At 69.5% G+C, this 24,119-nt stretch carries 21 protein-coding genes; 9 read left to right on the top strand and 12 right to left on the bottom strand.

Translation table 11 applies throughout. The features are described from left to right. Positions 1-100: 100 nt before the first annotated feature. Entirely contained in the window at positions 101-751 is a 651-nt protein-coding gene (locus tag GB880_RS04960) for a carbonic anhydrase (protein ID WP_154492529.1), read from the bottom strand. Positions 752-893: 142 nt separating this feature from the next. Between GB880_RS04960 and GB880_RS04955 the strand changes: the two genes are divergently transcribed. From GB880_RS04955 to GB880_RS04935, 5 genes are all read left to right on the top strand, one after another. After that, a complete protein-coding gene (locus tag GB880_RS04955; protein ID WP_154492481.1) occupies positions 894-1,271 on the top strand; it encodes a hypothetical protein in 378 nt (125 codons plus the stop codon). Between the two features lie 68 nt (positions 1,272-1,339). Then, positions 1,340-2,764 (top strand): leucyl aminopeptidase family protein, encoded by a 1,425-nt coding sequence (locus tag GB880_RS04950; protein WP_154492479.1) that lies wholly within the window; start codon positions 1,340-1,342, stop codon positions 2,762-2,764. Further along, positions 2,761-3,639, top strand: coding sequence for a C40 family peptidase (locus GB880_RS04945; RefSeq protein WP_154492477.1), 879 nt, complete (start codon positions 2,761-2,763; stop codon positions 3,637-3,639). Before GB880_RS04950 ends, GB880_RS04945 begins: the two co-directional genes overlap by 4 nt. Before the next feature lie 22 nt (positions 3,640-3,661). Continuing rightward, entirely contained in the window at positions 3,662-4,717 is a 1,056-nt protein-coding gene (locus GB880_RS04940; RefSeq protein ID WP_154492475.1) for a saccharopine dehydrogenase, read from the top strand. Between the two features lie 69 nt (positions 4,718-4,786). Beyond that, positions 4,787-5,986 (top strand): PQQ-dependent sugar dehydrogenase, encoded by a 1,200-nt coding sequence (locus GB880_RS04935; protein WP_154492473.1) that lies wholly within the window; start codon positions 4,787-4,789, stop codon positions 5,984-5,986. On the opposite strand, the gene GB880_RS04930 is transcribed toward GB880_RS04935, so the two are convergent. From GB880_RS04930 to GB880_RS04885, 10 genes are all read right to left on the bottom strand, one after another. Continuing rightward, entirely contained in the window at positions 5,983-6,354 is a 372-nt protein-coding gene (locus tag GB880_RS04930) for a DUF3775 domain-containing protein (protein WP_154492471.1), read from the bottom strand. The two genes, GB880_RS04935 and GB880_RS04930, sit on opposite strands and share 4 nt — an antisense overlap. Positions 6,355-6,397: 43 nt before the next feature. Beyond that, on the bottom strand, positions 6,398-7,051 hold the full coding sequence (locus tag GB880_RS04925) for a sulfotransferase family 2 domain-containing protein (RefSeq protein ID WP_154492469.1): 654 nt from the start codon (positions 7,049-7,051) through the stop codon (positions 6,398-6,400). Continuing rightward, positions 7,048-8,856 (bottom strand): DNA mismatch repair endonuclease MutL, encoded by a 1,809-nt coding sequence (gene mutL, locus GB880_RS04920; protein WP_263467330.1) that lies wholly within the window; start codon positions 8,854-8,856, stop codon positions 7,048-7,050. Before mutL ends, GB880_RS04925 begins: the two co-directional genes overlap by 4 nt. Positions 8,857-8,899: 43 nt before the next feature. After that, the gene (locus GB880_RS04915; protein WP_154494496.1) at positions 8,900-10,213 is read right to left on the bottom strand and encodes a M16 family metallopeptidase; all 1,314 of its coding nucleotides are present in this window, start codon (positions 10,211-10,213) and stop codon (positions 8,900-8,902) included. After that, positions 10,210-11,631 (bottom strand): M16 family metallopeptidase, encoded by a 1,422-nt coding sequence (locus GB880_RS04910; RefSeq protein WP_154494497.1) that lies wholly within the window; start codon positions 11,629-11,631, stop codon positions 10,210-10,212. The genes GB880_RS04915 and GB880_RS04910 overlap by 4 nt, the downstream gene beginning before the upstream one ends. Before the next feature lie 100 nt (positions 11,632-11,731). Then, the gene (locus GB880_RS04905; protein WP_154494498.1) at positions 11,732-12,283 is read right to left on the bottom strand and encodes a DUF3035 domain-containing protein; all 552 of its coding nucleotides are present in this window, start codon (positions 12,281-12,283) and stop codon (positions 11,732-11,734) included. A 31-nt stretch (positions 12,284-12,314) separates the two neighbouring features. Beyond that, positions 12,315-13,037, bottom strand: a complete 723-nt coding sequence (gene lspA / locus GB880_RS04900; RefSeq protein WP_263467329.1) for a signal peptidase II — start codon at positions 13,035-13,037, stop codon at positions 12,315-12,317. Beyond that, positions 13,037-14,626: a bifunctional phosphoribosylaminoimidazolecarboxamide formyltransferase/IMP cyclohydrolase gene (gene purH / locus GB880_RS04895; protein ID WP_154494608.1), complete on the bottom strand. Its 1,590-nt coding sequence runs from the start codon at positions 14,624-14,626 to the stop codon at positions 13,037-13,039. The genes lspA and purH overlap by 1 nt, the downstream gene beginning before the upstream one ends. 39 nt (positions 14,627-14,665) lie before the next feature. Beyond that, the gene (locus GB880_RS04890; RefSeq protein WP_263467328.1) at positions 14,666-16,315 is read right to left on the bottom strand and encodes a heparinase II/III family protein; all 1,650 of its coding nucleotides are present in this window, start codon (positions 16,313-16,315) and stop codon (positions 14,666-14,668) included. A 30-nt stretch (positions 16,316-16,345) separates the two neighbouring features. Further along, positions 16,346-17,629, bottom strand: coding sequence for an RsmB/NOP family class I SAM-dependent RNA methyltransferase (locus tag GB880_RS04885; protein WP_263467327.1), 1,284 nt, complete (start codon positions 17,627-17,629; stop codon positions 16,346-16,348). Positions 17,630-17,683: 54 nt separating this feature from the next. On the opposite strand from GB880_RS04885, the gene GB880_RS04880 reads away from it, so the two are divergent. From GB880_RS04880 to selD, 4 genes are all read left to right on the top strand, one after another. Beyond that, a complete protein-coding gene (locus GB880_RS04880) occupies positions 17,684-17,857 on the top strand; it encodes a DUF1674 domain-containing protein (protein WP_154493820.1) in 174 nt (57 codons plus the stop codon). A gap of 139 nt (positions 17,858-17,996) precedes the next feature. Further along, positions 17,997-19,202 carry an efflux RND transporter periplasmic adaptor subunit gene (locus tag GB880_RS04875; protein ID WP_154493821.1) on the top strand — a complete coding sequence of 402 codons (1,206 nt, stop codon included), beginning with the start codon at positions 17,997-17,999 and terminating at the stop codon, positions 19,200-19,202. Further along, complete coding sequence (locus GB880_RS04870) at positions 19,202-22,300, top strand: efflux RND transporter permease subunit (protein ID WP_154493822.1); 3,099 nt, start codon at positions 19,202-19,204, stop codon at positions 22,298-22,300. The genes GB880_RS04875 and GB880_RS04870 overlap by 1 nt, the downstream gene beginning before the upstream one ends. Continuing rightward, complete coding sequence (selD, locus tag GB880_RS04865; RefSeq protein WP_154493823.1) at positions 22,297-23,340, top strand: selenide, water dikinase SelD; 1,044 nt, start codon at positions 22,297-22,299, stop codon at positions 23,338-23,340. The genes GB880_RS04870 and selD overlap by 4 nt, the downstream gene beginning before the upstream one ends. Here selD and GB880_RS04860 read toward each other — a convergent pair. After that, positions 23,333-24,046, bottom strand: coding sequence for a fumarylacetoacetate hydrolase family protein (locus GB880_RS04860; RefSeq protein WP_154493824.1), 714 nt, complete (start codon positions 24,044-24,046; stop codon positions 23,333-23,335). The two genes, selD and GB880_RS04860, sit on opposite strands and share 8 nt — an antisense overlap. Between the last annotated feature and the right edge of the window lie 73 nt (positions 24,047-24,119).

The following is a 24,119-nucleotide window of genomic DNA, read 5'->3' as shown; positions in this document are numbered from 1 at the left end:
CCGCGCCATATGCCTGCTGTCGACTGGCAATGCTGGAAACGGCAGGCGCCGCACCCCATCACGTGTTGCACGGCGCCTGCCTGAACGCTGTTCGCTTGTCTCAGCCCAGCGTCACGAAGCTTCCGGTTTCCGGATCATACTGTTCCAGGGTTCCATTCGCGATGTCGTGCAACACGCCATGCAACGACAGACCACCGCTTTCCACCTGTTCGGCGATAAAGGGAAAGGTCATCAGGTTTTCCAGGGAAACCAGCACCGCCTGGCGTTCGAGAGCCGGTATCTGCTCGGACTCGGGCAGGGCGGCAATACGGTCGTAGCCGGATCGCAGAATGTCCATCCAGCGACCGACAAAACTGCTTTTCTCCTCCAGCTGCGGCGCATGGCCCGAACACATCGCATGGCAGCCTTGAACACCACCGCAGCGGGTGTGGCCGACAACGACGAGATGCGCGACCTTCAATGTGCATACGGCATATTCGACCGCCGCCGAGGTGCCGTGCTGCTGGCCGTCCGGCGCATAGGGCGGCACCAGATTGGCAATGTTTCGGTGGATGAAAAACTCTCCCGTATCCGCCCCGAAGATCGAGGTGACATGGACGCGCGAATCGCAACAGGCGATGACCATCGCGCGCGGATGCTGACCGTCTTCGGCCAGTCGGCGATACCAGACACGATTTTCACTGAAGGCGGTGGCATGCCAGCCGTGATAGCGCTGAACCAGATACTGGGGCAGCGGACGGGCGTATTTCATGGCTCCCTCATCTACTGTTTGTTCGGTCATATCTTTTCGACCACTAAAGTTCGAGTGGTTTTGGCGGTTCCGCATAACGTTTTCTTGACGGATTGCTGCAAGCGTGGCTATGCGCCCAGCGCGCCAAGCAAGGACCGAATACATGCCGCAGATTGCCAGCCTGGCACCCAGGGAAAACATTCATATCGACCCTCAACGGGTGGATCAGATCGTGGCGGCCCTGGGCGAAAAGGCGGGAATGCAGGTTGTGATCGCCACGCTCGAACAGTTGGCGCGGGCGCTTGGCCGCACGTTGCAGGCCGGGCATCAGGATGATCTGGGGGGGGTGGCGCAAGGTGCCGATCAGCTTTCACGACTGGCATGGCAAATCGGTCTGGTCACGTTATCGGGCGTGGCCATCGATGTCGGTCGCTGCGCCGAACTGCGCGATCGGCAAAGCCTTGCAGCGACTTTGGCACGGTTGGAGCGGGTCGGTCGTCGTTCGCTGACCGAATTGTGGGATCGTGACGTGCCTTTGTGATGCCGCAACCCTTGCAGCGCACAGCCGTCCGGCTAGTCTGATCCCCAAAACGGCAAGGATCGTGCAGAATGACTCTGGAGTTCGCCCCTTCCAGCGCGGCGTCGCTGCCGCTGTGGCTCATGCGTCCCTCAGACGGGGATGCCGGGCAGATCGAATTGCCCGCAGAGCTGAGTGACCTGCAACGCCGCTGGGCCATGGCGCAGGGCTTTGCCGGCAAGGCCGGACAGTTGTGCCTGCTGCCGGCAGCGGATGGCGGGTTGGCCGGGGCGTTGTTCGGCCTGGGGCCGATGCCTGGTCCGCGGGGCCCGCGCGACCGGCACGTGCTGGCCCGCGCCGCCGAGTCTCTCCCGGCGGGGGCGTGGCATCTGGTCAATATTCCGACCGGCTTCGATGCGCAGATGGGCGTTTTCGGTTGGCTTCTGGCGCAATATCGTTTTGGCCGCTATCGTCAGGTCGAAACGCCGCAGGCGCGGCTGGTCTGCCCGCCCGGGGTCGATGCCGACCGTCTGCTGGCCTTGGCCGCGGGCGAATTTCTGGCCCGCGACCTGATCAACACGCCGGCCTCGGACATGGGGCCGCAGGCGCTGGAACAGGCGGCACGGGATCTGGCCCAGCGCCACGGTGCCGGGATCGAGGTCATTCGGGGCGAGGATCTGCTGGCCCAGCACCTGGGCCTGATCCACGCCGTCGGTCGGGCCGCGGCCCAGCCGCCGCGGCTGATCGATATTCGCTTTCCGGGCCGGGGGCCGCGACTGACCCTGGTCGGCAAGGGGGTCTGTTTCGACACCGGCGGCCTCGACATCAAGCCGCCCGCCTCGATGGCGCTGATGAAAAAGGACATGGGGGGTGCCGCCAATGTCCTTGGCCTGGCCGAGACCCTGGCGCGGCTGGGGCTGACCGCAGGGATGCAGCTGCGGGTGCTGATCCCGGCGGTGGAAAACGCGATTTCGGCAGATGCCTTCCGCCCGGGCGACATCCTGACCGGCCGCAAGGGGCTGAGCGTCGAGATCAACAACACCGATGCCGAAGGCCGCCTGATCCTGGCCGATGCCCTGGCGCTTGCCGACGAAGAGGCACCCGATCTGCTGATTTCGATGGCAACCCTGACCGGGGCCGCACGGGTCGCGCTGGGGCCCGATCTGCCACCCTTCTTCTGCGACGACGATGAGGCTGCGGCTGCGATCCAGCAGGCAGGGCGCGATCACGCCGATCCGGTCTGGCGCCTGCCCTTCTGGGAACCTTACGAGACGTTGATCGAACCGGGCATCGCCGATCTGGACAATGCCCCTTCGGGAGGTTTCGCCGGCGCCATAACGGCCGCGCTGTTCCTGCGCAGGTTTACCGAAAAGGCCCGGCTTTTTGCCCATTTCGACATCTACGGCTGGCAGCCGACCGCCGCCCCGGGCCGGCCCAAGGGCGGGCTGGGCCAGGGCATGCGCGCCATCCTGCACGCCCTGCCCCAGATCCTGACCCCGGCCGAGACATCGACATGACCCAATCCGTGGACGACGCTACGACCCCGATCCTGACCGACCGCCGCCTGACCCCTGCGACCGAGCGCGTGGCGCTGGAATCGCTGCGGGGATTGATTGCAAGACCTGCCTATACCCCCGGCCGCCCTGTCCGCCTGCAGGTGCCCGTCGCCGACCTGTGCCGGGCCCCCTCGGGCGCCCGTGATCGCCAGCTGAACTTCGGCGCGGGCCTGACACTGCTGGACCATCAGGACGACTGGGCCTTTGTCCAGGCCGAGGCCGACGGCTATTGCGGCTGGCTGCGCGCCGATCAGATCGGCCATGACCTGCCGCCGATCACCCATCGCGTGATCGCCCCCGCAACCCATGTCTATGCCGAACCGGACCTGAAAAGCCGCGATCTGCTGGCGCTGTCCCTGGGGGCGCGACTGTCGGTCGGGGCGGTGCAGAACGGCTTTGCCCGGCTGGCGCAGGGCGGCTGGGTGCCGTTGCAGCATCTGGGCGACCAACCGGCCACCGACCCGGCCGAGGTGGCGCTGTCGCTGCTTGGCACCCCCTATCTGTGGGGCGGCAACAGCCGCTGGGGCATTGACTGTTCGGGGCTGGCGCAGGCGGCGCTGTCGGCCTGTGCCATCGCCTGCCCGGGCGACAGCGACATGCAGGAAGCCGCCTTTCCTGTCGCCGAGGGTGCGATCAAGCGCAACGATCTGCTGTTCTGGCCCGGCCATGTCGCCATGGCGCTGGACAGCGAAAGAATGATCCACGCCACCGCCTATGCCATGGCGGTGATCGTTGAGCCGATCGCGCAGGCAATTGCCCGCATCGACGCCGCGGGTCAGGGCCCTTTCCGCGGCGCCCGCCGTCCGCCCTCGCGCCCCGAGGCACAGTTTCCCTGACCCCGAACCGGAAGGACAGACGATGGTGCATCTGTGGCTGCGCAGCGAAACCCGTCCCAATGAACAGCGCGCGCCCCTGACCCCCGAGGGCGCGCGCGACCTGATCGCGCGCGGCTTTCGCATCACGGTCGAGGACAGCCGCCACCGCATCCTGCCCACCGCCGCCTATGCAGAGATGGGGGCCGAGATCGCGCCGCCGGACAGCTGGCCCTCGGCGCCGGCCGCGGCGCTGATCCTGGGGCTGAAGGAACTGCCCGAAGCCGATACGCCGCTGCCGCACCGTCACATCATGTTCGGCCATGCCTACAAGGGTCAGCCGCCGGGGCACAGGTTGCTGCGGCGGCTGGCGCGCGGCGGCGGCGCGCTTTACGATCTGGAATACCTGACCGACGAACAGGGCCGGCGACTGGCGGCCTTTGGTTACTGGGCGGGCTTTGCCGGGGCGGCGGTATCGCTGCGCGCATGGGCGGCGCAGCGTCGGGGGGGCATATGCCCGCCGGTCGCGGCCTCGCCCTCGCGCCAGCAGCTCGAGGCGGATCTACGCGCCGAACTGGATGCCACCGGCGCGCCCAGACCGCGCGCGATCGTGGTCGGCGCGCTGGGGCGCGTCGGGCGCGGTGCCGGCGACCTGCTGACGGCAATGGGTGTCGCCACCACCCGCTGGGACATGGCCGAAACCGCCGGCGGCGGCCCCTACCCCCAGATCCTGGACCATGACCTGTTCATCAACTGCATCCTCGCCGGGCCGGACAGCCCGGTGCTGATCCCGGCCGAGGCGGCAGGGCCGGCGCGGCGGCTGACGGTGATCGGCGATGTCGCCTGCGATCCGGGCAGCGACTTCAACCCGATCAAGGTCTATGACCGCGTCACCGACTGGGCGCAGCCGGTGCGGCGCGTGGCGGATCGGCCGGTGCTGGATGTCATGGCAATCGACAACCTGCCGTCGCTGCTGCCGCTGGAAAGTTCGCAGGATTTCGCTGCGCAGCTTCTGCCGGTGCTGGCCGGGCTGGACCGCATCGACACCGGCCCTTGGGGGCGTGCACGCGCGCTGTTCGACCGGCATCTGGCCGCACTTTGACATTCGGCCCCGGAACGCGCGCCGCCGCAGGCCGTTATCCCGACACCCGCAAGACACAAAGGATTCGCCATGACCCGACTGACCCGCCTTGCCGCCAGCCTGATCGTGGCCCTGTCGCCCCTGCCGGCCCTGGCCGATTTCAACGACGCGCCGCCGAATGCCCGCGGCCAGACCGCCGCCTTTCCCAATCAGACCCGGGCGCCGGTCATTCCGCGCGCGCTGCGGCTGATCCAGACGCCCCTGGTCAGCAATCTGGAAAAGCCCTGGGGCATGGCGCTGTTGCCCGATGGCGGGCTGCTGATCACCGAAAAGCCGGGCCGGCTGCGGCTTTACCGCGACGGCACGCTGTCCGATCCGATCGCCGGCCTGCCGCCGGTCGCCGATGATGGCCAGGGCGGGTTGCTGGATGTGGCGATCGGGCCGAACTTTGCCCGCGATCGTCAGATCTGGTTCAGCTTTGCCATGCCGAAGGAGGGGCGCAATGCCACCACCGCAGTCGGCACCGCCAAACTGTCGGCCGATGCGACCCGGCTGGAGGATATGCGCGTCATTCTGGAACAGCAGCCCGCAGTCGAATCGCCGATCCATTTCGGTTCGCGCCTGGTCTTTGATCGCGACGGCATGCTGTTTGTCACCACAGGCGACCGCGGCATGCCGCCCGAGGTGTCAGCGGTGCAGGATCTGACCAGCCACCACGGCAAGGTGCTGCGCATCGATCCGCAGACCGGCCGCGCCGCGCCCGGCAATCCGCTGACACCGGCACAGGGTCAGCCGCAGATCTGGTCCTGGGGCCATCGCAATCTGCAGGCGGCGGCGCTGGATGCGCAAGGTCGGCTGTGGACGGTCGAGCACGGCCCCCAGGGCGGGGACGAACTGAACCAGCCGCAGCCGGGCCGCAACTACGGCTGGCCGGTCATCAGCTATGGCGTGAACTACGACGGCAACCCGATCGGCGCCGGGCTGACCGCGCGCGAGGGGCTGGAACAGCCGGTCTATTACTGGGATCCGGTGATCGCGCCCAGCGGCATGGTGTTCTATGACGGCGCGATGTTTCCCGAATGGCAAGGCGATGCGCTGATCGGCGCGCTGCGCGGCGCGGTGGTCCGGCTGAAGATCGAGAACGGGCGGGTAGTCGGCGAACAGCGCCTGGCCGAGGGCATCGGCCGCGTCCGCGACATCGAGGTGGCGCCCGACGGTGCGCTGCTGATCCTGACCGACGAAGACCCGGGCCAGCTGATCCGGCTGAGCCGGCCCGTCGCGTCCGATTAAACCGGCTTTTGCAGATCGTCCTCGGCCGCGCCGGGCGACATGCCCAGCGCCTCCATCCCGGCTTCGAGATAATCGGCCAGCTGCGGCTCGCCCATCAGGTAATCCTCGGTCGGGCCGCGGCGCTGGGTCTTGGCGGTCTCGATCGCCTCGGCCAGATCCTCGGCGTCGAACGTGTCGCGGCCGATCCACATGACGGCGACCAGGCTGGCCTGTTCGTCCTCGTTCAGGCCGGCGATGAATTCGGCCAGTTCCGCGGCGGTGCCGTGGCCTGTGCGCTGGCCGCTATGGGCCCAGGCGTTGACGCCGCTGTCGTATTCGCGGGCGCGGATGATGATATGGGCAAGCTTCTCGGCGCTGATTTCCAGCATGGCGACACCTCCGCCATCAGTGTCGCGCCGCGCCCGCCTGCGGTCAATCAGGATCGAAGCGATAGCCGAAACGGCCGATGTCCTCGGCCGCGGTGTGGGCGACCAGCGCCGCGGTGGCCTTGTCATAGAGGCCGCGCCAGTCCCCGGACGCCGGGGCCGAGCGGTTGGCATGCGGCAGCGGCCGCAGGCCGAAGCCCAGCTGCGCCTCGATGGCCGGCAGATCGTCGTCCAGATGTTCCAGCCGCAGGTAATGGCCCGCACATTCCCCGGCGCTGGCGGTCAGATAGTGCCGCGCCGGCACCGCCAGCGCCGCCTGGGTCCGCTGGTCGCGCAGGAAATCGCCGAAACCCAGCCGCTGCGCCAGGCGCACCTGTGGATGATCGAAACGCTGCTCGCGCAGCCAGCGGTAATAGCTGACCGCCCGCGCCCAGGGGTTGCGCACCAGCGTGAACAGCAGATAGTCGCCAAAGATTGCCGGATCTACCAGACCCTCGATATCGGCCAGGGTCGAATGTTTCCACAACCGCCCACGCGCCGGCGCGTCGCGCAGACGGCGGCGACGGTTGCGGCCCTTGGGCGTGTCGGACAGGATGATGTCGTCGCGGCCCACCCGCGCCTCGAGCGCCAGGGTCAGCGAGGTGCCCCCCGTCTTGGGAATATGGACAAAGATATAGCGGTGGCGGTGGGAAACGATCATCGGCCGAACAGGCGTTCGATATCGGCCAGCTTCAGTTCGATCCAGGTGGGGCGGCCGTGGTTGCATTGGCCCGATTTCGGCGTCCGCTCCATCTCGCGCAGCAGCGCGTTCATTTCATCGGCGCTCATCCGGCGGCCCGCCCGGACCGAGCCGTGGCAGGCCATCGAGGACAGCACCTGATCGACCCGCATCTGCAACCGGTCCGAGGCGCCCTGATCGGCAAGATCGTCGAGAATGTCGCGAATCAGCGCCGCTGCATCCAGCCGCCGGATCAGCGCCGGCACCTCGCGCACCGCCACCGCGCCGCCGCCAAAGGCCTCGATGACCAGCCCCAGCCGCGCCAGATCGGGGGCCAGCGCCAGGATGCGGGCGGCCTCGGACTCGGTCAGCGGGACGATTTCGGGGATCAGCAGCGCCTGCGACGGGATGGTGCTGGCGGCGGCCTGCGCCTTCAGCCGCTCATAGACCAGGCGTTCATGCGCGGCATGCTGATCGACGATGACGATGCCGGTGGCGGTCTGGGCGATGATCCAGTTTTCATGCAGCTGCGCGCGCGCCGCCCCCAGTGGCGCCTCGATCAGCCGCGGATCGGGCGCGGGCTCGACCCGGGCGGTCGGCGCTTCGGCAAACCCCGGCGCCTGCAGCGCCAGGCTGGCCGCCAGCGCCGGGGCCGAGGGGCGCGGCGCCATCCCGCCCGCATACGCGACGGGCGCGCCTGTGGGTTCGGGCTGCGCCGCTGCCAAGGCCGCCGCCGCCACCGTGGTCGCGCTGCGGTGCCCGGCCCCGGCCAGCGCATGGCGCAGCGCCGTGACCACCAGTCCGCGGGCGGCATCGGGATCGCGAAAGCGCACCTCGGCCTTGGCGGGATGCACGTTCACATCGACCATATGCGGGTCGCAGGTGACAAACAGCACCGCCGCCGGGTGCCGGCCCGAGGGCAGCACATCCAGATAGCCCGCGCGCAGCGCCCCGGTCAGCAGCTTGTCGCGCACCGGGCGGCCGTTCACGAACAGATGCTGCGCCACCGCCGCGCCGCGCGAATAGGTGGGCAGCGCCGCAAAGCCGGTCAGCGTCAGCCCGTCGCGGCTGGCATCGATCACCAGCGCATTGTCGATGAAATCGCGCCCCATGACCCGGCCCAGCCGCCGGTGCAGCGCCCCGAACAGATCGCCCTGTTCGGCATCGGCGCGAAACAGCAGCCGGGCATCCTCTTCCTCGGTCAGGGTGAAGCTGACATGGGGCTCGGCCATGGCAAGGCGGCGGATCACCTCGGCCACGGCCTGGGTTTCCGCGCGGTCGCTGCGCAGGAATTTCAACCGCGCCGGGGTGGCAAAGAACAGGTCGCGCAATTCCACCACGGTGCCGGTATTGCCCGCCGCCGGCCGCACCCGACCGATCCGGCCAGCATCGACGGCGATCTGCGCCGCGTCATGTCCCGGGGCTCGGCTGGTGATGGTTAGCCGCCCGACCGCGCCCAGGCTGGGCAGCGCCTCGCCGCGAAAGCCGAAACTGCGGATGTCCAGCAGGTCGCTGCCGTCGATCTTGCTGGTGGCATGACGCGCCAGGGCCAGCGGCAGGTCGGCGGCGGTCATGCCGCAGCCATCGTCGCTGACCCGGATCAGCGCCTTGCCGCCGCGGGAAATCACCACTTCGACGCGGCTGGCCCCGGCATCCAGCGCATTCTCGACCAGTTCCTTGACCGCCGAGGCCGGGCGCTCGACCACCTCGCCGGCGGCGATGCGGTTGGCGGCGGCCTCGTCCAGCTGTCGAATGACGGGGCGCATGTTGGGGGCGTGATTGTTCATGCCCCCATATCTAGCAGGGCTGCGGCGGGGGGGAAAGGATTCGTCAGGGGCTGGCCTCGATCCCCTGCGGCCGGCCGACCAGCACGAAACGGATCTGGCGGGAATCGAGCAGCCTGCGGGCCACGCGCTGCACGTCCTCGGCGGTGACCGCCTCGATCATGCCGTTCCGGGTGTTGACATAATCCGCCGGCAGGCCGATCAGCTGCATCCCCGCCAGGATGCCGGCGATCTTGCCATTGCCGTCGAAGCGCAGCGGATATTCCCCGGTCAGATAGGTCTTGGCATCGGTCAGTTCGCGATCGGTGACACCGTCGCGGGCAAAGCGGTCCCATTCGGCGCGGATCAGCGCCACCGCCTCGGCGACCTTGTCATTGGCGCTGGCCATGCCGCCCTGCCAGGTCTGGCCATAGACGCCATTGGCAAGGCCGGTGCCGACACCATAGGTCAGCCCGCGCTTTTCCCGGATCTGATCCATCAACCGCGAGGAAAACCCGCCCCCGCCCAGGATGTGATCGGCCACCAGCGCGGCGAAATAGTCCGGGTCCGACATCGGCAGGCCGGGTTGGGCAAAGCTGACTACCGTCTGCGGGCTGTCCCAGTCGATCACGGTGACGCCGCCCGTCAGTTGCAGCTGCGCGGGCGGCGGCAGCGGGGCGCTGCCCTTGGCCGGCAGATCGCCCAGCACCCGATCCAGCAGCAGCCCCAGTTCCGGCCCGGTGATGTCGCCGGCGGCGGCCACCACCACCCGATCGCGCGCCAGCAGCCGCGCCTGGGCATCGCGCAGATCGTCGTGATTCAATGCCGCGACCGATTCGCGGCTGCCGTTCACCGAACTGGCATAGGGGTGATCGCCCCAGGCCTGACGCGCCAGTTCCTTGGTGGCGATGGCCTGGGGATCGGTCGCCTCGGCGCGGATGGCGGCCTGAAGCTGGGCGCGCACGCGTTCCACCGCATCGGGATCGAACCGCGGCCGGGTCAGGGCATCGCGCAGCAGATCGGCCGCCTGGTCACGGTTCTCGCTGAGCATGCGGGCGCTGACCCGCAGCGCGTCATCGCCGGCGTCAAAGCCGAAGCGCGCGCCCAGATCCTCGACCGCCTGGGCATATTGCACCGAATCGCGTTCGCCCGCGCCTTCCTCGAGCAGCGCGGTCATCAGGCTGACGGCGCCGCGCCGGTCGGGCGGGTCCATGCTGGCGCCGCCGCGGAACATCAGCGTCAGCGCGGTGAAGGGGATCGAATGATCCTCGACCAGCCAGGCGCTGATGCCGCCGGGTGAGGTCACCTGCTGAATGTCGATGGCACGCGCCGGCAGGCCGGACAAGGCCAGCAGCAGGCAGGCGGCAAGGGCGCGGATCATGGCTGTTCCCCCGGTTCGGTCTGGGTCTGGGTCTGGGTCGTCAACGGGGCCGGTGTGGACAGGGCGGCCTCGGGCGGGGCATCACTGCCTTCGGCGGGCAGCAGCCAGCCGGTGACGGTGGCGGGATTGTCCAGCACCAGCCGGGCGGCGGCGCGGATGTCCTCGGCGGTGACGGCGGCCAGGATCTCGGGCCAGTCGTTGACATCCTGCACCGTCAGCCCGGTCGCCAGGCCCTGGCCATAGTCATAGGCGCGACCATGCGCCGAATCCTGGGCATAGATGCGCGCGGCCCGGATCCGGGTCTTGACCCGGTCAAGCTCCGCCGGGTCGGGCCCGTCCTTCAGAAACCTGTTCAGCGCCGCGTCCAGCGCCGCCTCGGCCTCGGCATTGTCGACGCCGGGGGCGGGGACCAGCGACAGGCCGAAGGTGGTCGGATCGACCGACAGCCCGTCATAGGCGGCATCGACGTAAAGCGCCTTGCCCGTCAGCACCAGTTCGCGCGCCAGCACCGAGGTCTGGGCCGATCCGGCAAGCAGTTCGGCCAGCACGCTCAGCGCCGCGGCGGTGCGCTGATCGCCCGGGTTGCGTTCGGGGGCGATGACCGTGCGTGTCATCACCGGCTGGGCGACGCGCGGATCGCTGCGCTGGATGCGACGGGGCGAATATTGCACCGGCTCTTGCGGTCGCGGCTTGCGGGTGGCGCCGGGCTTCGGCGGTATCGGCCCGTAATATTGCTGCGCCAGATCCTGCACCTGCTGGGCAGTCACGTCGCCGGCGACGATCAGCACCGCATCGTTCGGGGCGTAATGGGCATCATACCAGGCGATGGCATCCTCGCGCGTCAGCGCCTCCATCTCCTGACGCCAGCCGATCACCGGGCGACCATAGGGGTGGTTGTAGAACTGCACCGCGCTGCGTTCCTCGGCGAACTGGGCGCCGGGGTCGCTGTCGGTGCGCTGCGAGCGTTCCTCGAGCACCACCTGGCGCTCGGCCTGCCAATCGTCCTCGCCGATGCGCAGGTTGGCCATGCGGTCGGCCTCCATCTGCATGATCAGCGGCAGCCGATCGGCGGCGATGCGCTGGAAATAGGTGGTGTAGTCATAGCTGGTAAAGGCATTGTCCATGCCGCCATTGGCGGTCACGGTCTTTGACAGCTCGCCCGCAGCCAGCTTGTCGGTGCCCTTGAACATCAGATGTTCCAGGTAATGCGCAATCCCCGACTTGCCCGGCTGTTCGTCGGCCGACCCGATCCGATACCACAGCATCTGCACCACGACCGGGGCGCGGTGATCCTCGATCACCACGGTTTCAAGGCCGTTGGGCAGGGTGAAGTGGCTGATACCGGGCGGCATTTCGGCCAGGGCGGGTGTCGCGGCCAAGGCCAACGCGGCGGCGGCCAGGCGTGTGGGGCGTGTCATCGGCGGGCTCCGGTTGCGGGGACGCGGGCGACAGCCTGCCGCCTGTGTCGCCCGGGCGCAAGCCCGCGGCCTGTCATCTCGCCGTGATCGGCCCCCGGAGCTAGCGGTTCAGCAGCCGCGGATCGGGATTCACCGGCCGGGGCTGGCGCACCTCGGGCGGGGCGGCGGGCAGCAGCACCCCGGTCGGACGCCAGCGTTTCAGCTCGGCCCAGCTGTCCAGCGTCATCGGCTCATAGGCGCGGTAATAGACATTGGTGCGCGCCAGCACCTCGAGCAGGCGCCGGCCGTTGCGGGAGCGCCATTCGACATCCTCTTGCGCCACGGTCTGGCGAATGCCCGGGTCGCGGCCCAGGCGCCCGGTATAGGCCAGCAGCGCCGCATCGCTGGCCGGGCTGCCCTGCGCCGACAATTGCGCGGGATTGCCGCCCAGAACCGCCACCGCATCGGCCTGGGGCGTCGGGTCGGTGATGTTGCTGCCGCCCGGCGTGGGCGGCGGCAGCATGTTCAGATCGGCCGGCATGGTCAGCGGTCGGGTCGGAACGATGCCGAATTCATCCGGGCTGGAGCTGCCGGCATTCATGTTCATCAGATGCGGATCGCTGCTACAGGCGGCAAGCCCCAGCAAGGTCATGGTCAGCACGATCGCCCGCATCTGATGTCCCTCTTGTTCCTCTGGCGCCGTTCTAGCGCGTCTTGCCGTCCCCGTCACGGGTCTTGTCGTCCAGCGCCAACCGGCCCTGTTCGGGCGCGGCCGTGGCATCGGTCGCCGGGGGCGTGGCCTCGGCTGACGCCTTGGCGCGCGGCGCCGGGCGCGGCGAGACCCGCGGCTGGGCCGGGTTGCGGCGACGCCTGGGCTGGGGCTTGGATTCGGGCGGTTGCAGCACAAGGCCCACGGCACCCAGGAAGATGGCGATGTCGGCCAGGTTGAAGCTGTATGGGTTGCGCCAGCCCGGCAGCGACATGTTCAGGAAATCGGCGACCGCGCCGTAAAGCAGCCGGTCCACCACATTGCCCAGCGCGCCGCCGATCAGCAGCCCGGCCGCGACCTGGGCAAAGCGCGACGGCCGCGCGCGCCCGATCCAGATCGCGACCCACAGGCAAACCGCCAGCGCGATCGCGATCAGCACCCAGCGCATCACCTCGACATCGCTGGCGAACAGGCCGAAGTTCATGCCCTGGTTCCAGGCCATGCGCAGATTCAGCCAAGGATCCAGCACGTCGATTTCGCGCACCCGATCCAGCCGCAGCGTGTGCACGACCAGATATTTCAGCACCTGATCCAGCACAAAGACCGCCCCGGCCGCGATCAGCACCGCCCGCCAGACCGAGGGCGGCGGCGGCTTTTTCGCGCGGCGGCGGGGGGCGACGGGGCCCTTGCGGGCCCGCGGGGCGGCGGGCGCGGCCATCAGTGCCGGAAATGCCGCTGGCCGGTGAACACCATCGCCAGGCCCAGCCGGTCGGCGGCGGCGATCACCTCGGCGTCGCGCATCGAACCGCCGGGCTGGATCACCGCGCGGGCGCCGGCCGCGGCCAGGGCCTCGATGCCGTCGGCAAAGGGAAAGAACGCATCCGAGGCGACCGATGCGCCGATGCTCAGCGCCTGCGGCAGGCCGAGGGCCTCGGCCATGTCTTCGGACTTGCGCTTGCCGATGCGGGTGGAATCGACCCGGCTCATCTGGCCGGCGCCGATGCCGACGGTAGCCAGGTCGCGGGCATAGACGATGGCGTTCGATTTCACATGCTTGGCCACGGTCCAGGCGAACAGCAGATCCTGCATTTCGCCGGCATCGGGCTGGCGTTGCGTCACCACCCGCAGTTCGGCCGGCTGGATCACGCCATTGTCGCGGCCCTGCACCAGAAAGCCGCCGGCCACCTGGCGAAAGGCCAGGCCGGGCGCACGCGGATCGGGCAGGCCGCCGGTGGTCAGCAGGCGCAGGTTCTTCTTGGCAGCAAAGACCTCGCGCGCCTCGTCGGTGGCGTCGGGGGCGATCACCACCTCGGTGAAGATGTCGGTGATGGCGCGGGCGGTCTCGCCGTCCAGGACGCCGTTCAACGCGATGATGCCGCCAAAGGCAGAGGTGCGGTCACAGTCGAAGGCGCGGCGATAGGCCTCGAGCGCGGTGGCGCCGCGGGCGACGCCGCAGGGGTTGGCGTGCTTGATGATCGCCACCGCCGGTCCGTCGGCCGGATCGAACTCGGCCACCAGTTCAAAGGCGGCGTCGGTGTCGTTGATGTTGTTGTAGCTCAGCTCCTTGCCCTGCCACTGGCGGGCGGTGGCGACCCCGGGGCGGTTCGAGCCGTCGGTATAGAAGGCCGCCGATTGATGCGGGTTCTCGCCATAGCGCAGGGTCTGCGCCAGTTCGCCGGCGAAGCTGCGCCGGCGCGGCGCCTGGTCGCCGATCGCCTGCGCCAGCCAGTTCGACACCGCCGCGTCATAGGCGGCGGTGCGGGCATAGGCGATCTGCGCCTGGCGCTGGCGAAAGGCAAGGCTGGTGCGGTCATCGTTGGCGTCCAGTTCCGCCAGCACCGCGGCATAGTCCTGCACATCCACAACCACGGTGACAAAGGCGTGGTTCTTGGCCGCGGCGCGGATCATCGCCGGCCCGCCGATGTCGATGTTCTCGATACAGTCGTCATGGTCGGCGCCCTTGGCCACCGTCGCCTCGAAGGGATAGAGGTTGACCACCAGCAGGTCGATCAGCCCGATGCCATGGGCCTGGGCCGCCGCCATGTGTTCCTGATTGTCGCGCAGGGCCAGCAGCCCGCCATGCACCGCCGGGTGCAGGGTCTTGACGCGGCCGTCCATCATTTCGGGAAAGCCGGTGACCTCGGCCACATCGATGACGCTCAGCCCGGCCTCGCGCAGCGACCGGGCGGTGCCGCCGGTGGACAGGATCTCGACCCCGCGCGCGGCCAGGGCACGGGCAAAATCCACAAGGCCGGTCTTGTCGGAAACGGAAATCAGCGCGCGCTTCAGCGGAATACGGTCGGTCATCGGCTCATGGTCCCGTGCATGGATGGCGGATTTGGCCCGTCACCTAGCGCCGGAACGCGCCAAGGTCCAGCCGATCTGGATGGCGCGCCCCAGAAGCCGCGCAGAAAGCACGATCTGCAGCGACGGCCGCGGCGCCGGCAGGGCCGGGTCCAGCAGGCACGATGGCTCGAGCCGCGCCTGCCCGACCCCGTCATGGTTAAAGCGCCATTCCTGGCCGTCGGGCAACAGCAGCCGGACGCCCCCGGATTCGGTCTCGGCGCTGATTTCGGGGTGCAGGTGGAAATGCAGATCGAAGGCCAGGCCATCGTCGGGCCGCAACCGTTCCAGCCGTGCCTGGGCGCTGGCATCCAGTGCCGCCAGCGAATCCTCGCCGCGCAGGGTCAGCCCGTCGGGTTCCAGCCACAATTCGCGCAGATGCGTCAGCCCGTGGCTTTGCAGCCAGCCGTCATGGCCGGCCAGCAGATGCGCCGGATGCGGCGCATGGGCCGGACCGCAATCGGGCGCGGTCAGGTTGCCCAGCGCGTCGCAATCACCCGCCCAGACCAGTTCCGGCCGCGCCGTCAGCAGGTCGGGCTCGCCCGGCAGCAGATCGGGCTTCAACCGCGAGGATGACAGCCCCGCCAGGCACAGCGCCGAATGGCTGGCGGTGGCGCGACTGGCCCGTGCCCATGTCGCGCCGAAGCCGCCGCCGGGCCCGCAATTGACGATCAGCGGTTGGCGCTGGACCGTCAGCTCGAACCCCAGGGTCGAGGCATGGGCCGTGGCCGCCGAAGGCCCCGCCGGCGGCGACGCCGCATCCAGGATCAGCGTGCTGCGCCCGCGCGCCATGCGCGCATAGCCCATCGCCAGCCCCTGCGCCGGCAGGGCCGGGCCGGGCGCCGCGCGCAGGCAGCGGTCCAGCCGCCCGGGCGCCCCGCGACCGCCGCCGTGAAAGCAGGGCAGGCCGCCATCGGCGTGGCGCAGCGCCCGCAGGATCGGCGCGATGCGGCCGATCATCGTCATCAGTTGGGTGGGCACGGGCTGGCCGGCCTCTTCGGCGACCTCGCGGGCCCAGACCAGAAGCGCCATCGCCTCGAGCAGGGTTTCGGGCGCGCGGCTTTCGGTCAGCGCCTCGAGGCCCATGGCCTCGGCCTCTTCGGCAAGGGCGGTCAATGCCGGACCGGCCAGCGCCTGACGTTCGCGCAGATGCAGCGCGGCGATGGCCAGGCCCGCCAGCGCCTCGAGCCGGGCCAGCCCGTCCTGACTGTCATACCAGCTGTCGCGCAAATGCCCCAGATGCAGATCAAGGCCGCGAAAATACGGCCGCGCGCCGTCGCGGTCCAGGCCGGGCAGGATCATCCCCGCATGAAAGACCCAACGCAGCAGCCGCCGGCCGGCGATCTCGGGCGCCCATTCCGGGGTTTGCGGCTGCGGCTGCGGGTGACGGCGCAGCCACAGCAGAACCTGTTCCTGGGCGATGGCACGCGCGGGCGGCGTGCCCAGCGCCGCCAGATCGTCCAGCCAGCCAAAGCCGTGCAGTTCCCCCGCCAGCGTCGGCGGCAGGGCGGCGGCCATGAAATCGCCCGTCAGCGTCATGCCGCCCAGATGCAGCACCCCGGCGACGATCTGTTCGCCGCGGCCGGCATGGCCGATGGCCTTGGGTTCGGGACGGCGCAGGAACCCGGGGGGCGCAAGCGTGGTGTCGGTCATGGGCTGGCCAGTGGCTGGGACAGCACAACCTTAGGTGACAGGCCCCGGCTTTCGCAAGCGCACGATGAAAAACCCGTCCATGCCGCCGCGTTCGGGCCACAGGTCGGGGCGCAGGCGCAGGCCGCCCTCGGGACCGAACCAGCCGGGCGGCACCCCCGGCACGGCTGGCGTTTCGACAAGCAGGCCGGAATGGCGCGCCAGGGCCGCCTGCAACTGCGCCTCGCCCTCGGCGGGCAGCAGCGAACAGGTGGCATAGACCAGCCGCCCGCCCGGTTTCAGCAGATCCAGCGCGTGGTCGATCAGCCGCGCCTGCAGCGCCGTCAGCTCGGCCAATTGGCCACCGTCGCGGATCAGCGGCAGTTCCGGGTGGCGGCGGATGGTGCCGGTGGCCGAACAGGGCGCATCCAGCAGCACCGCATCCAGCGGCTGGCCGGGCTGCCAGTGCAGCGCATCGGCCGCGACCAGCCGCGCCGACAGGCCGCAGCGCGCCAGGTTTTCTGCCACCCGTTGCAGGCGACCGGCCGAGATGTCCAGCGCCGTGACCTGCGCCCCGGCCGCGGCCAACTGCAAGGTCTTGCCGCCCGGCGCGGCGCAAAGATCAGCGATGGCCTCGCCGGGCTGCGGCGCCAGCAGCCGCACCGCCAGCGCGGCGGCGGCATCCTGCACCCACCAGTGGCCTTCGGCATATCCGGGCAGGCCAGACACCTGAACCCCGGCGTCCAGCCGCCACGAGCCGGTGGGCAACCGCTCGCCCGGCATTGCGGCCGCAGCAGCTTCATCGCGCGGCGTCAGGTCCAGCGGCGCGCCGGCCTCATGCGCGGCCTCGATGGCGCGGGCTGCGGGCTCGCCCCAGGCGGCAACCACCGGCGCGCGCAGCCAGTCGGGCATCTGCTGCGGCGGCAGCGCGGCCCAGGCCTCGGCCAGCGCCGGCACCTTGCGCAGCACCGCATTCACCATGCCCGCCGCCGCCTGGCCCTGCCGGCCAAGGCCGCGCGTCAGGCCGACGGCGGCATTGACCACGCCATGCGGCGCCTGGCCCAACGCCAGCATCTCGACCGTGGCCAGTTGCAGGATGCGCAGGATCTCGGGCCGGGGACGGCGCGCCAGCATTGGCGCCAGCAGCGCCTGCACCCGCTGCTGGCGGCGCAGCACCTCGAGCGCCAGCCGCCGGGCGCGGGCGCGATCGGGCGGGGCCAGCCGCTCGATGACGGCGGCGGCCTCGTCCAGGGTGGCGCCCTCCTCGACGGCGGCCAGAAGCCGCAGCGCCCCTGCGCGGGCCGCATCCCGGGCCGGTTTCTCGCGTGACTTGTCCAATGCCTGCCCCTTGCCTAGATTGGAACCGTGTAACGCCTCGCCGGGAAAATCGCCATGACCAACCGCAAGGATCTGCCCGCCGCCGCCCTGCGCGCCCTGGCCGAGGCCGAAGAGCGCCGCCGCAAGGCCCCGCCCCTGGACCTGCCGGTGGAACTGGGCGGCCGTGACGGGCCCGAACCGGTCCGCTACGGGGATTACGAAAAGAAGGGCATCTGCGTCGATTTCTAGACCGGGTATCTGCCGGACAGCGCAGGGGGCCGCGTCTGCCTTGCGCAAGCGTGATCGCGGCGGGGCAGCCGTTTACTTGCCATTGGGGTTTCGGCCTTAAACAATGCCGGCCATGAACCACGGGCAGGGACAAGGCCAGATGAGAACGCGGCTGGGAACATGGGCGGATGTGGCACAGGTCGCGTCCTTGGCGGCGCTGTTGCTGATGCTGGCGACAGCCCCTGTCGTGGGGCAACAGCGCGGGCCGGGCGGGCGTGGGCCGCAGGGCCCGGTTTCGGTCGGCGTCATCACCACCCAGTCCCAGGACGTTCCCTATACCGTCACCCTGCCCGGCCGGGCCATCGCCTATCAGCAGACGGCGATTCGTCCCCAGGTCGGCGGCGATGTGCGCGAAATCGCCTACGATCCCGGCCAGCCGGTGGCGGCGGGCGATGTGCTGTTCCGGCTGGACCCGGAAACCCTGGCCGCCGCGCTGGCCGCGGCCGAAGCCGCCGTCGCCGGGGCCGAGGCCAGCCTGACCCAGGCCCAGAACACCGTCACCCGCTATCGCCGGCTTGAGGGATCGGGGGTTTCCGCGGTCGAACGCGCCAATGCCGAGGTGGCGCTGAAACAGGCAGAGGCCGATCTGAAATCGGCCGAATCGGCGCGCGATGCCGCCCGACTGGCGCTGCAACGCACCACGATCGTCAGTCCAATCGCGGGCATCGCGGATGTGGCGGCGGTGTCGGTGGGCGATCTGGTCACCGCCAATCAGCAGGATGCGCTGACCACCGTCACCCAGCTGGATCCGATCTATGTCGATGTGTCGGAATCCAGCGCCCGGCTGCAACGCAACCGCGATCGCATCCGCGCGGGCGAACTGGTCCGCAACGGTGCCATCGAAAGCCGGCTGATCCTGGAAACCGGAGATATCCACGACCGACCGGGCCGCATCGTCAGCCCCGGCATCCAGGTATCGCCCACCACCGGAACCGTGCCGATCCGGCTGCAATTCGACAATCCCGACCGCACGATCCTGCCCGGGCAGTTCCTGCGCGTGGAACTGACGCTGGGCACGATTCAGGCGGTGCTGGTGCCGCAACGCGCCACCAGTCGCGCCGCCGACGGCACGCTGACCGCCTATGTCGCGCGCGACGGCAAGGCTCAGCAGGTCACGCTGCAGGAACAGGGCAGCTATCGCAACAGCTGGATCGTGACCCATGGCATCGCGGCGGGCGAACAGCTGATCCTGGACGGGCTGGACAAGCTGCGCCCAGGGGCCGAGGTCAAGCCGGTGCCGGTCAGCATCGACGCCGAAGGCGTGGTGCGCGATCAGGCGGATGCCACCCCGGACGGGCAGGGCTGATGGCGCGCTTCTTCATTCACCGGCCGGTCTTTGCCTGGGTGCTGGCCATCGTCACCATGCTGGCCGGGATCTGGGCGATCCTGGGGCTGCCGGTATCGCAATATCCCGACATCGCCCCCACCACCATCCGCATCGGCGCCAGCTATCCCGGCGCCACCGCGCGCGCGGTGCAGAATTCCGTCACCACCCCGATCGAGGACGCGCTGACCGGCCTGGACGGCCTGCTTTACACGGTCTCGTCCTCGTCCACCGGGCGCAGCAGCATCACCCTGACCTTCGACGACAGCGCCGATCCGGTCGACGCGCTGAACGAGGTGCAGTCCAAGGTCCGCTCGGTCGAGGGGCGCCTGCCGGCACCGGTGCAGAACAGCGGCGTCACCGTCAGCCGCTCGTCCTCGTCGATCCTGATGGTGGGCTCGCTGGTCTCGACCACGGGGCAGCATTCCACCATCCAGCTGGGCAACCTGCTGGAACAGGTGGTCGAAGGCCCGGTCAAGCGCACGCCCGGCGTGGGCGGGGTGGATGTGTTCGGTTCGGGCTATGCCATGCGCATCTGGATGGACCCGCTGCGGCTGGCGCAATTCCAGTTGACGCCCACCGACATCACCACCGCCGTCGCCCAGCAGAACAGCACCGTGTCCGTGGGCAGCCTGGGCAGTCAGCCGGTGGTCGCCGGCCAGCAGTTCACCGCCACCATCACCGCCCAGAGCCAGCTGACCTCAGTCGAGGATTTCCGCAACATCCTGCTGAAAACCGGCGCCGACGGGGCCGCGGTGCGGCTGGGCGACGTGGCCGAGGTGGAAATCGGCCAGGCAAGCTATGGCCGCGATTCCCGCTTCAACGGCATGAACGCCTCGGGGTTCGCGGTCAACCTGGCCACCGGCGCCAATGCGGTGGAAACGGCCAATGCCGTGCGCGCCACGCTGGCCGGGCTGGCCAATGCCCTGCCCGAAGGCGTCGAAGTGCATATCGCCTATGACACCGCGCCTTTCGTCGAGCTGTCGATCGAAAAGGTCTATCACACCCTGATCGAGGCGATCGGGCTGGTGTTCCTGGTCATCCTGCTGTTCCTGCAGAACTGGCGGGCGACGCTGATCCCGATCATCGCCATTCCCGTGGTGCTTCTGGGCACATTCGCCATGCTGGCGGCGCTGGGCTATTCCATCAACACGCTGACCATGTTCGCCATGGTGCTGGCCATCGGCCTGCTGGTCGACGATGCCATCGTCGTGGTGGAAAACGTCGAGCGTGTGATGGCCGAGGAAGGGCTGGACCCGGTCGCCGCCACCGAAAAAAGCATGGGCCAGATCAGCGGCGCGCTGATCGGCATCGCGCTGGTGCTGTCGGCGGTGTTCCTGCCCATGGCCTTCATGCCGGGATCGACCGGGGTGATCTATCGCCAGTTTTCCGCCACGATCATCACCGCCATGGTGCTGTCGCTGGCGGTGGCGCTGATCCTGACGCCGGCGATGTGCGCCAGCCTGCTGCGGCCGTCGCATGGCCCGGCCCGCTGGGCCCCGGCGCGTGCCTTCAACGCCGGCTTCGACCGGCTGACCCGCGGCTATGGCGCCGTGGTGCGTCGCAGCCTGCGCCGGCCGGCGCTGGTGATGCTGCTGCTGGCGGCGATCAGCCTGGGCGGCTGGCAGTTGTTCGGGCGGCTGACCACCACCTTCATCCCGGCCGAGGATCAGGGCGTGCTGCAGGCCCGCATCACCCTGACCGAGGGATCGACCGCCCAGCAGACGGCCGCCGTTGTCCAGGAAATCGAGGATTACCTGCGCGAGAATGAGGCGCAGGCGGTGGATTCGGTCTTTGTCGCCATGGGTTTCGGCTTTTCAGGCAGTTCGCAGCGCCAGGCGATGATCTTTGTCAAGCTGCGCGACTTCGACCAGCGGCAGGCGGCGCCGCTGGCCGCCAGCGCCGTGGCGGCGCGGGCCAATGCGCATTTCCAGGGCCACCGTGCCGGGCGCATCACCTTTCTGCAGCCGCCGGCGATCCCGCGGCTGGGCAATTCGGCCGGCTTCAGCCTGTATCTGCTGGACCAGTCCGGCGGCGGGCTGACCGCGCTGACCCAGGCGGCCGAGGCGCTGGAACAGGCCGCCGCCGCCGATCCGCGCCTGCAAGGCGTCGACAGCAATGGCGGCGAGAACGAGGCGGCGCTGAAGATCGCCATCGACCAGCAAAAGGCCGAAAGCCTTGGCGTCAGCCTGTCGGGGGTGAACGCGATGCTGTCCACCATCTTTGCCGGCACCGAGGTGAACGATTTCTCGCTGGGCGCGCAGCTGCGGCCGGTGATCGTGCAGGCCGCCGCCGCGCATCGGATGCAGCCCCAGGACATCGACAGCTGGTATGCCCGCAACAGCCAGGGCGAAATGGTGCCCTTCAGCGCCTTCATGACCACCCGCTGGGAGCCGGTCGAGCCGGCGCTGGCGCGCATGGACGGCATCGACGCCATCGAGATCACCGGCCAGCCCGGCGAAGGCGCCAGTTCGGGCCAGGCGATGGCCGCGGTCGAGGAACTGGTAGCGCAACTGCCCGGCGGCTATGGCGTCGCCTGGACAGGGCTGTCCTATCAGGAACGCCAGTCGGGCGATCAGGCGCCCTGGCTGTTCGCGCTGTCGGCGCTGGTGGTGTTCCTGTCGCTGGCGGCGCTGTATGAAAGCTGGTCGATCCCGTTCAGCGTGATGCTGGCGGTGCCGGTCGGGGTTCTGGGGGCGGTGGTGGCGGCGCTGGCGCTGGGTCAGGCCAATGACGTCTATTTCAAGGTCGGCATCCTGACCACCATCGGCCTTGCGGCGAAAAACGCCATCCTGATCGTCGAATTCGCCCGTGACCTGCAGCAGGGCGGCCGCAGCGCCGTCGAGGCCGCCAGCCTGGCCGCGCGCCAGCGGCTGCGGCCTATCCTGATGACCTCGCTGGCCTTCATCCTGGGGGTGCTGCCGCTGGCGGTGGCCAGCGGCGCCGGTGCGGCGGCGCAGAACTCGATCGGCATCGGGGTGATGGGGGGGATGATCTCGGCCACGGTGCTGGGCATCTTCATGGTGCCGGCATTCTACGTTACCGTGCGCCGGTTGACCGACGGAAAGGGAGGCAGATGACCGATACGCCCCGACTGACATCTCTGGCCCATGGCGGCGGCTGCGGCTGCAAGCTGGCGCCCTCGGTGCTGCGCGAGCTGCTGGCCGGCCAACCGCTGGCGCAGGCATTCCCGCAGTTGCTGGTGGGCACCGAAACCGCCGATGATGCGGCGGTCTGGCAGGTGGACGACCAGACCTGCGTCATCGCCACCACCGATTTCTTCATGCCGATGGTGGACGATCCGCGCGATTTCGGCCGCATCGCCGCCACCAATGCCATTTCCGACATCTATGCGATGGGCGGGCGTCCGATCATGGCGCTGGCGATCCTGGGCATGCCCATCGACCGGCTGCCGGCCCAGGCGATCCGCGAGATCCTGGACGGCGGGCGCGAGATTTGCGCCCAGGCGGGGATCCCGGTGGCGGGCGGTCACTCGATCGACGCGCCCGAACCGATCTATGGCCTGGCGGTGATCGGGCTGTGCCACCCGCGCGAACTGCGCCGCAATGCCGATACGCGGCCGGGGGATGCGCTGATCCTGACCAAGGGGCTGGGCGTCGGCATCTATTCGGCCGCGATCAAGAAAGGCGCGCTGGACGCCGACGGCATCGCGGAAATGGTCGCTTCGGCCACCACGCTGAACCGGGTGGGGGCAGAGCTGGCGCGAAGGCCCGACGTGCATGCGCTGACAGATGTCACCGGCTTTGGCCTGCTGGGCCACGGGCTGGAACTGGCGCGCGGCGCCGGGCTGCGGCTGCGGTTGAACCAGGACGCGGTCCCCTTGCTGCCGCGGGCCGCAGACCTGGCGCAGGCCGGGTTCGTCACCGGCGCCTCGCTGCGCAACTGGGCGGCCTATGGCGCCGAGGTGACGCTGCCGGGCGACCTGCCCGACTGGCGCCGCCATCTGCTGACCGACCCGCAGACCTCGGGCGGGCTGCTGGTCGCCTGCGCCCCCGAGGCGGCGGATGCGGTGCTGGAGCAGGTCCAGGCCGCCGGCCATGCGCTGGCCCGGATCATCGGCCATGCCGAACCCGGCGCGCCCGGCATCACCGTCAGCTAGTGGCGCCGGCGGGATCGGGCGGGCCGATGGTCAGTTCGACCGCGGCCAGACCCGCGATCTCGCCGCGCAGCCGGTCTCCGGGCAGCACCGCGCCGACCCCGGCGGGGGTGCCGGTCATGATCAGATCGCCCGGCCGCAGATGATAGTAACGCGACAGATCGGCGATCAGATCGGCCACGCCCCAGACCATGTCGTCCAGCCGCCCGTCCTGGCGCAGCGCGCCGTTCACGCTGAGCCGGATCGGCTGGGCGCCGGGCCGGAAACCGGCCGCCGGGGTCAGCGCCGACAGCACCGCCGCGCCTTCGAAATCCTTGCCCAGATCCCAGGGGCGCTGCGCCGCCTTGGCCTGCGCCTGCAGGTCGCGCCGCGTCATGTCCAGCCCGGTGCCGTAGCCCCAGACCAGCCCCGGCGCCTGATCGCGGTCCAGGGCAAAGCCCCCCGCGCCCAGCGCGACCACCAGCTCGACCTCGTGGTGCAGGTCGCGCGTGCCGGGCGGATAGGCCAGGCTGCCACCGCTCGCCAGCACCGCATGGGGCGATTTCAGGAAATAGAACGGCGCCTCGCGGTCGACCTCGGCGCCCATCTCGGCGGCATGGGCGGCATAGTTGCGGCCGACGCAGAAGATGCGGTTGACGGGAAACAGCCCGATCTTTCCCGACACGGGAACGGCGGCAATCGGCGGCGGGGGAAACAGGAATTCGGTCATGGCCGCAGCCTGCCACGGCCCAGCGACGTTCACAAGCGCGCCGGCTGCCGTTGCCCACCCCGGATTTTCGTGG

Origin of the sequence: Paracoccus sp. SMMA_5_TC, assembly GCF_009696685.2 — a bacterium.
Taxonomy (GTDB): domain Bacteria; phylum Pseudomonadota; class Alphaproteobacteria; order Rhodobacterales; family Rhodobacteraceae; genus Paracoccus.
This window is presented reverse-complemented; position numbering and strand designations above follow the sequence as displayed.